Annotated in this window: 12 protein-coding genes and 1 tRNA gene; 6 read left to right on the forward strand and 7 right to left on the reverse strand. The window is 70.7% G+C overall.

Annotated features, from left to right (window positions below; genetic code table 11):
- On the reverse strand, positions 1-507 hold a 507-nt coding region (locus BW996_RS18230), incomplete at its 3' end, for a DNA-binding protein (RefSeq protein WP_175619145.1).
- A gap of 93 nt (positions 508-600) precedes the next feature.
- On the opposite strand from BW996_RS18230, the gene BW996_RS18235 reads away from it, so the two are divergent.
- The 5 genes from BW996_RS18235 to BW996_RS18255 are packed head-to-tail and all read left to right on the forward strand — an operon-like array spanning position 601 to position 5,166.
- Positions 601-1,788, forward strand: a complete 1,188-nt coding sequence (locus BW996_RS18235) for a site-specific integrase (protein WP_076459041.1) — start codon at positions 601-603, stop codon at positions 1,786-1,788.
- 57 nt (positions 1,789-1,845) lie between these two features.
- Positions 1,846-2,859, forward strand: coding sequence for a D-2-hydroxyacid dehydrogenase family protein (locus tag BW996_RS18240; protein WP_037486271.1), 1,014 nt, complete (start codon positions 1,846-1,848; stop codon positions 2,857-2,859).
- Positions 2,860-2,868: 9 nt separating this feature from the next.
- A complete protein-coding gene (locus BW996_RS18245) occupies positions 2,869-4,053 on the forward strand; it encodes an MFS transporter (protein WP_051632339.1) in 1,185 nt (394 codons plus the stop codon).
- Positions 4,046-4,618, forward strand: coding sequence for a chromate transporter (locus BW996_RS18250; protein WP_037486273.1), 573 nt, complete (start codon positions 4,046-4,048; stop codon positions 4,616-4,618). Before BW996_RS18245 ends, BW996_RS18250 begins: the two co-directional genes overlap by 8 nt.
- The gene (locus BW996_RS18255; protein WP_037486275.1) at positions 4,615-5,166 is read left to right on the forward strand and encodes a chromate transporter; all 552 of its coding nucleotides are present in this window, start codon (positions 4,615-4,617) and stop codon (positions 5,164-5,166) included. Before BW996_RS18250 ends, BW996_RS18255 begins: the two co-directional genes overlap by 4 nt.
- Here BW996_RS18255 and BW996_RS18260 read toward each other — a convergent pair.
- The 4 genes from BW996_RS18260 to BW996_RS18275 are packed head-to-tail and all read right to left on the reverse strand — an operon-like array spanning position 5,108 to position 8,617.
- A complete protein-coding gene (locus tag BW996_RS18260) occupies positions 5,108-6,292 on the reverse strand; it encodes an MFS transporter (RefSeq protein ID WP_037486278.1) in 1,185 nt (394 codons plus the stop codon). The two genes, BW996_RS18255 and BW996_RS18260, sit on opposite strands and share 59 nt — an antisense overlap.
- A gap of 23 nt (positions 6,293-6,315) precedes the next feature.
- On the reverse strand, positions 6,316-7,104 hold the full coding sequence (locus BW996_RS18265; protein WP_037486280.1) for an SIR2 family NAD-dependent protein deacylase: 789 nt from the start codon (positions 7,102-7,104) through the stop codon (positions 6,316-6,318).
- Entirely contained in the window at positions 7,104-7,916 is an 813-nt protein-coding gene (gene rlmB / locus BW996_RS18270; protein WP_051632338.1) for a 23S rRNA (guanosine(2251)-2'-O)-methyltransferase RlmB, read from the reverse strand. Before rlmB ends, BW996_RS18265 begins: the two co-directional genes overlap by 1 nt.
- A gap of 17 nt (positions 7,917-7,933) precedes the next feature.
- A complete protein-coding gene (locus BW996_RS18275) occupies positions 7,934-8,617 on the reverse strand; it encodes an ABC transporter ATP-binding protein (protein WP_037486282.1) in 684 nt (227 codons plus the stop codon).
- On the opposite strand from BW996_RS18275, the gene BW996_RS18280 reads away from it, so the two are divergent.
- Positions 8,616-9,299, forward strand: a complete 684-nt coding sequence (locus tag BW996_RS18280; protein ID WP_037486291.1) for an arylesterase — start codon at positions 8,616-8,618, stop codon at positions 9,297-9,299. The genes BW996_RS18275 and BW996_RS18280 overlap by 2 nt on opposite strands.
- On the opposite strand, the gene phaR is transcribed toward BW996_RS18280, so the two are convergent.
- Together phaR and BW996_RS18290 are read right to left on the reverse strand one after the other, a co-directional pair.
- A complete protein-coding gene (gene phaR / locus BW996_RS18285; RefSeq protein ID WP_037486283.1) occupies positions 9,280-9,864 on the reverse strand; it encodes a polyhydroxyalkanoate synthesis repressor PhaR in 585 nt (194 codons plus the stop codon). The two genes, BW996_RS18280 and phaR, sit on opposite strands and share 20 nt — an antisense overlap.
- Before the next feature lie 226 nt (positions 9,865-10,090).
- Positions 10,091-10,167 (reverse strand) — tRNA-Val (locus BW996_RS18290).
- Positions 10,168-10,312: the final 145 nt, after the last annotated feature.

A 10,312-nucleotide genomic window follows, 5' to 3' on the forward strand; every position in this document is an offset into this window, starting at 1 on the left:
GTGTTCGCGCAGCTGCTCGCGCTCGCGCAGCGCGGCGGCGAGCTCGCGGGCCTGGGCGGCGTCGCGCTCGGCCTGGGCGGCCTGGGTGGCGGCGAGCTGCAGGCGCAGGGCGTCCAGCTCGGCGGCCTGCGCCTGGGCGAGGGCCTGCACGCGCGCGAGCTCGGCGGCCTGGGCGTCGCGCTCGGCGCGGGCAGCCTGGGCGCGGGCCTCGGCCTCGAGCGCGCGGGTCTCGGCGGCCTGGTGGGCCAGCGCCTGCGCGGTCTCCCAGAGCTGGCGGGCGAGCTCGCGCACCGGCTCGGGCGCGTCGGTCTCCGGCGCGCGGAAGGCCTGCGGATCGGCGATGCGCGCGCCCAGCCGGGCGAACCAGCTCTCCAGATGAGGGCTCACGGTGTTGGGCGAGCCGCGGCCGATCTTCATGCGCACGCGCTCGATGGTCGGGCGCGCGCCTTCGAGCAGCAGCGCGTCCGCCGCCTTCCAGACATCCTGTTCAGTGATCCCGCGACTCATGGTCAAGCGCCCTCCTTCAATGGCATGATCTACCAACGATAATTGAAGCTTATCGTTAGTTGAGTAGATGAACTGTCTGATATCATACAGCACATGGATATTTCATACGAACTGATCACGCTCGACCCGGCCGCCGGCACCCCCGTCCTGGCCACCGACGAGCTCAGCCCCAGCGCCGTGGCCGCGCTGCGCGATCTGCTCGATCAGGGCGAGTCGCCCAACACCGTGCGCAGCTACCGCTCCGCCATGCGCTACTGGGCCGCCTGGTTCAGCCTGCGCTACGGCCGCCGCCTCGAGCTGCCGCTGCCCGTCACCGTGGTGCTGCAGTTCATCGTCGACCACGGCCAGCGCCAGGACGACGCCGGCCGCCTCGTGCACGATCTGCCCGACGCGGTCGACCAGGCCCTGGTCGCCGCCGGCCACAAGGCCGCCCCAGGCGCGCCCACGCTCTCGACCCTCACGCACCGCGTCAGCGTCCTGTCCAAGATCCACCAGCTCCAGGGCCTGCAGAACCCCTGCGACGACGGCCGCGTGCGCGAACTCACCGCACGCCTGCGCCGCGCCTACGCCCGCCGCGGCGCCGCCCAGCCCCACGCCAAGCCCGCGCTCACCCGCGAACCCCTCCAGGCCCTGCTCGATACCTGCGACGATTCGCTCGCCGGCCTGCGCGACCGCGCGCTGCTGCTCTTCGCCTTCTCCAGCGGCGGGCGCCGCCGCTCCGAGGTCACCGCCGCCACCCTCGACAACACCCGCCCAGCCCCGCGCTCGCCCGGCCAGGCCCCCCAGCGCGACGAGCCCGCCTTCGTCCACCTCATGGGCGTGTCCAAGTCCAATCAGTCCGGCCGCACCCGCGCCGATTCCCACAAGCCCGTCGTCGGCCAGGCCGCACTCGCCCTCCAGGCCTGGCTCGACGCCTGGCGCGCCCACAACGCCGCCCGCAGCCTGCCCCCGCCCGAAGGCGCAATCTTTCGCCGCATCCGCAAGGGCGGCGCCATCTCCGAACCCCTCACCCCCCAGGCCGTGCGAACCATCGTCCAGGCCCGCGCCGCCCTCGCCGGCCTCGACGCCTCCGGCTTCTCCGCTCACTCCCTGCGATCGGGCTTCGTCACCGAGGCCGCCGCCCAGAACATCCCCATGCCCGAGACCATGGCCCTCACCGGCCACCGCTCTCCCTCCTCCGTCATCGGCTACTTCCGCCAGGGCGAGGTCCTGGGCTTGAAGGCGGCGAGGTTGATGGAGGACAACAACGCCGAGCCCCAAGAACCGAAGAAGCGACGCTGAACCGGGAGGTTCCAGGTCGGTTGCGGGCACAATCGCGGGTTCCCGAGCGATCACCACATGAACATCATCATCCTGGACGACTATCAGGACGCGGTGCGCAAGCTCCAGTGCGCCCAGCGTCCCGAACTGCAGAACGCCAAGGTCTTCACCAACACCGTCAAGGGCATCGGCCAGCTGGCGGTGCGCCTCAAGGACGCCGAGATCCTGGTGCTGATCCGCGAGCGCACCCATTTCCCGAAGGCGCTGCTGGAGAAGCTGCCGCGCCTGAAGCTGATCGCCCAGACCGGGCGGGTCGGCCCGCACATCGACGTGGAGACCTGCACCCGCCTGGGCATCGCGGTGGCCGAAGGCGTGGGCTCGCCGGTGGCGCCGGCCGAGCTGACCTGGTCGCTGATCATGGCCTCGATGCGCCGGCTGCCGCAGTACATCGGCAACCTCAAGCACGGCGCCTGGCAGCAGTCCGGACTGAAGGCCGGCTCGATGCCGCCCAACTTCGGCCTGGGGCTGACGCTGTCGGGCCGCACGCTCGGGCTGTGGGGCTACGGCCGCATCGGCCGGCTGGTCGCCGGCTACGGCCGCGCCTTCGGCATGAAGGTGCAGGTCTGGGGCAGCGAGAGCTCGCGCCAGCAGGCCGTGGCCGACGGCTTCGAGGCCGCCGCCTCGCGCGAGGCCTTCTTCACGGACGCCGACGTGCTGAGCCTGCACCTGCGCCTGACGCCCGAGACGCACGGTCTGGTGACGATGGACGACCTGTCGCGGATGAAGCCGACCGCCCTGCTGGTCAACACCTCGCGCGCCGAGCTGATCGGCGACAACCTGCTGGTGACCGCGCTCAACCGCGGCCGCCCCGGCATGGCCGCGGTGGATGTCTTCGAGAGCGAGCCGATCCTGCAGGGCCATCCGCTGCTGCGGCTGGAGAACGCGGTGTGCACGCCGCACATCGGCTATGTCGAGCTCGACAGCTACGAGCGCTACTTCAAGGCGGCCTTCGACAATGTCTCGGCCTATCTGGCGGGACAGCCGACGAACATCGTCAATCCGGACGCCTTCAAGCTGCATCCCGGTCTCTGAGGCCGGATGATGAGCTCGCCGTCCTCGTCGCCGCCTGCGCTGGCCTCGGCACAGAACGCGCTGCGCTTCGGCAACTTCGCCATCGGCTGCGGCGTGATGGTGGTGGGCGGCTCGCTCAACGATCTGGTGCGCTCGCTGCAGGTGTCGGTGGCGCTGGGCGGGCAGCTCATCAGCGTCGGCGCGGTCTTCATGTGCATCGGCGCGCCGCTGCTGGCGGCGCTGCTGTCCGGTCGGGACCGCCGCTGGCTGCTGCAGATGACGCTGGCCTGGTACGCGGCCGGCCATCTGCTGTGCGCGCTGGCGCCGGACTACGCCACGCTGCTGCCGCTGCGCGCGCTGACCATGCTGGGCGCGGCGGTGTTCACGCCGCAGGCGGCTGCGGCGATCGGCTGGATGGCGCCGCCCGAGCAGCGGGGCCGTGCGATCACCTCGGTGTTCCTGGGCTGGTCGCTGGCCTCGGTGCTGGGCATGCCGCTGCACAGCTACATCGGCGAGGCCTTCGGCTGGCGCTGGGCCTTCGGGCTGGTGGCGCTGCTGGCCGGGCTGGGCGCGGTCTGGGTCGGGCGAGCGCTGCCACAGGGCGTGAAACCGCCGGCGCTGTCGCTGTCGCGCTGGGCCGAGGTGCTGACGCATCCGGTGCTGATGGCCATCGTGCTGGTGACGGCGCTGGCCGGCGCCGGCCAGTTCACGCTGTTCTCGTATGTGGCGCCCTACTATCGCCAGGTGCTGGGCGCGGGGGCGCTGGAGATCAGCCTGCTGTTCATGGCCTTCGGCGTCTGGGGGCTGGCGGGCAATCTGCTGCTGAGCCGGCGCATCGACCGCATCGGCCCGGCCCGGGCGGTGCGGCTGTTCCTGGCAGGCATCGCGGTCGGCCAGCTGCTGTGGCCGATCGGACAGAGCGTGATGCTGATGCTGATCGTCATGGTGCCCTGGGCCTTCGGGACCTTCGCGACCAATTCCGCGCAGCAGGCTCGGCTGGGTGCGGCAGCGCCGGCGCTGGCGCCGGCACTGCTGGCGCTCAACACCTCGGCGATCTATCTCGGTCAGGCGATCGGCGCGGCCTCGGGCGGCGTGATCGTCGATCTGCAGGGCTTCGGGGCACTGCACGGCGTCAGTCTGGGCTGGACGCTGCTGGCCATCGCGCTGAGCGTCTGGGCCGAGCGCCGTCTGCGCCGCGATCCGGACCATGTCTGAGCGCCCGGCCTCGCCCTGGGCGCTGTTCGTGGCCTTCAGCCTGCTGGCGCTGCAGGGCTTCGGCGGCGTCATCGCGATCGCGCAGCGGGTCATCGTCGAGCAGCGCCGCTGGCTGACGAAGACCGAGTTCCTCGAGCTGCTGGCCGCCGGCCAGGTGCTGCCCGGGCCGAACGTGGTCAATCTCTCGCTGATGATCGGCGACCGCTTCTTCGGCTGGCGCGGCGCGCTGGCGGCGATGGGCGGCATGATCCTGCCGCCGATGGCGGTGGTGCTGGCGGCCACCGTGCTCTACGGCCGGCTGGCGCCGGATCTGCCTGCGCTGGCCGGCGCGCTGCGCGGCATGGGCGCGGTCTCGGCCGGCATGATCCTGGCCACCGGCCTGAAGCTGATGGGTGGGCTGGCGAAGCAGCCGCTGGGCCGGCGCATCGGCCTGGTCTATGCCGGGCTGACCGCGCTGGCGGTAGGCGCGCTGCGCTGGCCGATGGCCGCGGTGGTGCTGGGCCTGGGCAGCGTCGCGGTGCTGCACGCCGCCTGGGTGATCCGGCGCGCGGAAGGTCCGCGATGAGCCCCGCCATGCCGGTCGACCTCTGGGCGATGTTCCTGCACTTCATGGCGATGTCGCTGCTGTCGATCGGCGGCGCGGTGGCCACCGTGCCCGACATCCACCGCTTCGTCGTCGAGGAGCGCGGCTGGCTGGGCGACGCGCAGTTCACCGACTCGATCGCGCTGGCGCAGGCCGCGCCGGGGCCGAACCTGCTGTTCGTCGCGGTGATCGGCTGGAATGTCGCCGGGCCGGCGGGTGTGTTCGCATCGATGGCGGGCATGCTGCTGCCGAGCACCACGCTGGCCTGGGCCGCGACCCGCTGGGGGCTGCGCCGGCGCGATCACCTCGGGGTGCGCGCCTTCACCGGCGGCATGTCGGCGATCACCGTCGGGCTGCTGCTGTCGAGTGGCTGGATCCTGTCGCAGCCGGCGTGGCGCATGCCGGCACATCAGGCCGCGGGCAGCGCGGTGCTGATGCTGGTCACGGTGGCCGTGATGCTGCGGACGAAGCTCAGTCCGATGGGGCTGATCGCGCTGGGCGCGGTGGTCGGGGCGCTCGGTCTGGCATGAAGGTGATCGCCAGCACGCCGGCGAGCGCCCAGGCCGCCAGCAGCAGCGGGAATCCGGTCTGCGGCGACCACTGCAGCGCCATGCCGCCCAGCGCTGGCGCCATCATGCCGCCCAGCGTGTAGGACATCACCAGCACGGCCGTCGCACTGACCAGCGCGACGCCCTGGTGACGGTGGCCGATGTCGATCATCGCCACGGTGTAGAGCCCGCCGCCGGCGCCGCCCCACAGCAGCGCGATCAGCCAGGCCAGCGCGCCCGCCTCGCCCACCCACGGCAGCAGCAGCGTGGCGGCCAGATTGACCAGCGCGCAGAGCTTCCACACCGCCTGACGGCCGAAGCGGTCGACCAGCTCGCCCACCGGCACCATCATCACCGCGCTGCCCAGGCCGCTGGCCGAGACCAGCAGCGCCGCCAGCGCCGCACCCAGCCCGATCGCCAGGCCGTAGAGCGGCAGCACGCTGGACAGCCCTGCCTCGAAGAAGCCGCCGATCAGGCCGGCGGCCATCACCGCCGGCGCGGCACGCAGCGCATCCAGGATGCCGCGCAGGCCCGGCCGGGCGCCGTCATCCTCCAGATGGCTGTGCAGCGCCGGCACCCGCAGGCTCAGCAGCAGCGCCGCCGCCAGCAGGCCCACCGCCAGCCAGCGGATCCAGCCTGCATCCAGGCCCGCGCCGGTCAGCGCCGACAGGCAGGCCGGACCGACGACGAAGGTCAGCCCGACCATCGTCTCGAACAGGCCGACGATGCGCCCTCGCCGCTCGGGGGGCGCCAGCTCGGCCACCATCGTCTCGGCGACGATCCAGCGCAGCGCGCCCGCCATGCCGGCGATCAGGTAGAGCACCGCCCACAGCGGCACCGCATCGCTCAGATTGATGCCGGCATAGGCCACCAGCGGCACCGCCGCGGCCAGCAGCAGCGCGCGGCGCGCGCCGAGCCGGCGCACCCAGCCGGCGGTGAAGGGCGTGGCCAGCGCCATGCCCAGCCACTGCACCGCGCCGAACAGGCCGATCCAGGCCTCCTCCAGCCCGCGCGCCTTCAAGGTGAACAGCAGCAGCGGACCGTACATGAACAGCCCGCACAGCTCGAGAAAGGTGGCCGCGAACAGCGCGATCAGCCCGCCTCGCATGGCACCCTGAGACGATGCCGGCTTCAGAGCGGATCCAGCAGGCGGGGCAGCAGCGTCGCGGCGCTGCCGGTCAGCACGATGTGGGCCTCGTCGTCGATCTCGCTGGCCTGGGTGTTGAGGATGACCACATGCGCGCCAGCGTGTCGTGCGCGTGCCGCCAGACCGGCGGCGGGCCAGACGGTGCCGGAGGTGCCCACCACCAGCATCACGTCGCAGGCGCTGGCGGCCTCCTCGGCCGCGGTCAGGTCGCGGTAGTCGAGCGACTCGCCGAACCAGACCACGCCCGGACGCAGCCGGTTGCCGCAGTCCGGACAGCGCGGCGGATGGCCGGGCTCGGCGCGGGAGGGGTCGCACGGACGGCGCATCAGGTCCTCGTCGCGCGGGCAGGCATCAAGCCAGCGGTCGCTCAGGATCGATCCATGCAGCGCGACGATGCGTGCGCCCTCACCCGCCTGGGCGGCCGCGCGCTGGTGCAGATCGTCGACGTTCTGCGTCAGGATCGTCAGGCGGCCCGGATGGCGCGCCGCGTAGCGCGCCAGCGCGACATGGCCGGCATGGGGCGCGGCCTGCCGCACGCCGTCGCGGCGCATCTGGTACCAGTCCCAGACCCGCTGCGGATCGGCGCGAAAGCCCGCCTCGCTGGCCAGCTGCATCGGGTCGAAGTTTGCCCACAGCCCGGTCTGCGCATCGCGAAAGGTCGGGATGCCGCTCTCCGCCGACATGCCCGCCCCGCTGAGCACGCAGACCGAAGAGGCCTCGCGCAGCTTCGCCCGCAGGTCGCGGAAAGGGTGGGCATAGCGGCGGTCGCGCATCAGTCCGCCTTCGGCGCCTCGGTCGAGATGTCGGCCGAGGCGGGGGTGTCGGCGGCCGCCGGCAGCGTGGCGGTGCCCGCCTTCAGGCGCTGGCGCAGCGCCTCGTACAGGCACACCGCAGAGGCGACCGAGACATTCAGGCTCTCGACCGCGCCCATCATCGGAATCCTCACCAGCCGGTCGCAGGTCTTGCTGGTGAGGTCGCGGATGCCGCGGTCCTCGGCGCCCAGCACGAAGGCCACCGGGCCGGACAGGTCGAGGTCGTGGATCGAGTCGGTGGCCGCATCGCTGGTGCCGACGATCAGGATGTCGCGCTCCTTGAGCTCGAGCATCGTGCGCGCCAGATTCGTCACCATGAAGTACGGCACCGTCTCGGAGGCCCCGCTGGCGACCTTGGCCACTGTCGCGTTGATGCCCACCGCATGGTCGCGCGGCACGATCACGCCGTGAGCACCCACGCCGTCGGCCACCCGCAGGCAGGCGCCGAGGTTGTGCGGATCGGTCACGCCGTCGAGCAGCAGCAGCAGCGGCGGGCCCTCGACGCCGTCGAGGTGGTCGTCGATCGAGTGCGTCACCGGCAGCGGCGAGACGAAGGCCATCACGCCCTGGTGGCGCGGGTTGCCGACGAGCTTGTCGATGCGCTTGGCGTCGCTCTCGACGAGGTTGCGGCCGGCCTCGCGGGCGCGGTCGAGGAACTGGCGCATCCGGCCGTCGCGGCGGGTCGGATCGAAGTGGATCTCGCGGATGGTGTCGGGCGCGGTCTTCAGGCGGACCTGGATGGCGTGGAAGCCGAAAAGGAGGGATCGGGACATGCGCGCATTATCCGCCGCTATCCGACCCGCCGGCCGGCCTCGATGCGGATCTGCCGATCGCAGCGCGCGGCGATGCCCGGATCATGGGTCACCAGCACCAGCGTCGTGCCCGCCTCGCGGTCGAGCTCGAGCATCAGCTGCATCACCGCCTCGCCGGTAGCGTGGTCGAGACTGCCGGTGGGCTCGTCAGCCAGCAGCAGCGCCGGGCGCACCACAAAGGCTCGTGCCAGCGCGACCCGCTGCTGCTCGCCGCCCGACAGCAGCTTCGGATAATGGCTGAGCCGTGCGCCGAGCCCGACCCGGCCGAGCATCTCGGTGGCCAGCGCCTTGGCCTCGCGCACGCCACGCAGCTCCAGCGGCAGCATCACGTTCTCCAGCGCGGTCAGATGCGCCATCAGCTGGAAGCTCTGGAAGACGAAGCCCACGCGCTCGCCGCGCACCGCCGCTCGTGCGTCCTCGTCGAGCGAGAACAGGTCGATGCCGTCGAGCTTCACCGTGCCGCTGCTGGGCACGTCCAGCCCGGCCAGGATCGACAGCAGCGTGCTCTTGCCCGAACCCGATGCGCCGACGATGGCCACCGATTCCCGCCGGGGCAGCACCAGATCGATCTCGTGCAGAATCGTCAGCTCGCCCGTGGCGTCGCGCACCCGCTTGCTCACGCCCGAGACCTCGATGATCGCCGTGCCTGCCGTGTCCTTCATGTCGCCCTGTCCTGGATTCGCCCCGAATTGGAAGCGCCGCCACTGTATCGCGGCGCTGCTGTCCCTGGCTGTCGTCGGGGCCGCCGCGGCCCAGGCGCCGGGCGCGGCGACGCGACGCGTGCTGATCGTCGGCGACAGCCTGTCGGCGGAGTACGGCATCGCGCGTGGCAGCGGCTGGGTGGCGCTGCTCGAGCGCCGGCTGGCGGAGCGAAAGATCGCGGCCGGCGTCATCAATGCCAGCATCAGCGGCGACACCACCTCCGGCGGCCGGGCACGGCTGGCCGCACTGCTGGCGCAGCACCGCCCCACGCATGTGGTGATCGAGCTGGGCGGCAACGACGCGCTGCGTGGCCTGCCGCTGAAGCAGACCGAAGCCAATCTGGTGGCGATGACACGCGCCGCACGCGAGGCGGGCGCGAAGGTGCTGCTGGTCGGCATGCAGGTGCCACCCAACTATGGCGCCGCCTATGCCCGCGACTTCGCGGCGCTGTTCGCCCAGGTCGCGAAGGCCGAGCAGACGGCGCTGGTGCCCTTCCTGCTGGCTGGCGTTGCCGATGATCCAGCCGACCCGCTGCGCTGGTTCCAGCCCGACCGGATTCATCCGGTCGCAGCCGCCCACCCACGCATTCTCGACAATGTCTGGCCGGTGATGCAGCGCTGGCTCAGCCCTTCGGGGGCGTGAAGCCGCTCATGCCGGGAAAGAAGCTCTCGGCCTGCTTCTGCATCTGCTCCTGCATCTGCGTCATCAGCAGGCGCGACTGGTCGAGATAGCCGCTCATCATGTTCTGGATGACCGGGTTCTGGCCCGACATGAACTGCGTCCAGGCCTCGGGCGTGAAGGCCTTGCCCTCATACAGGCCGCCGGTCTGCTCGCTCAGATTCTTGTGCATCTCGACGAAGCCCTGGAGATTCTTCTCGAGATAGGCGCCCATCAGGCCCTGCATGGTGTGGCCGTAGAAGCGGATGATCTGTGCCAGCATCTGGGTCGAGAACATCGGCATGCCGGCGCCTTCCTCTTCCAGGATGATCTGCAGCAGGATGCTGCGGGTCAGGTCCTCGCCGCTCTTGGCGTCCCGGACCTCGAAGGTCTGGGCCTCCAGCACCATCTGCTTGACGTCGCTGAGGGTGATGTAGCTGCTGGTGCGGGTGTCGTAGAGGCGGCGGTTCGGGTACTTCTTCAGCACGCGCGGCCCGTCGGTGCGACCGGGCTCGGCCTCGGTCTCGGCGGTGCGGCGATTCGATGGCATGCAAATTTCTCCTGTGTGCGTTGCACAAAGATTCTAGGCATCCGGCTGACCGGGTTCCGGTCAGGGTTTGCCCCCGAGTTCATCAGAAGCAGTGGATCGCGGGCAGACCGGAAATGCAAGACTTCGGTCCGACACGCACGCAGGAGTTCCGCGGAAATCAGCGAGAGGAACTTCCCGCGGCACCAACAAAAAAGGCGCCGGATCAACCGGCGCCTTTTTGAGTATCTGGTAGGCACAATTGGATTCGAACCAACGACCCCCACCATGTCAAGGTGGTGCTCTAACCAACTGAGCTATGTGCCTGCACGTTTTTCTGAAGAAAATCGATTTTATCCAGAAAACCTGCTCATTTGCAAACTTGTCGCAGACCAGGGTTTCTGGTAGGCGCGATTGGATTCGAACCAACGACCCCCACCATGTCAAGGTGGTGCTCTAACCAACTGAGCTA

The sequence above is a fragment of the Sphaerotilus natans genome (genome assembly GCF_900156335.1).
GTDB lineage: Bacteria > Pseudomonadota > Gammaproteobacteria > Burkholderiales > Burkholderiaceae_C > Sphaerotilus > Sphaerotilus natans.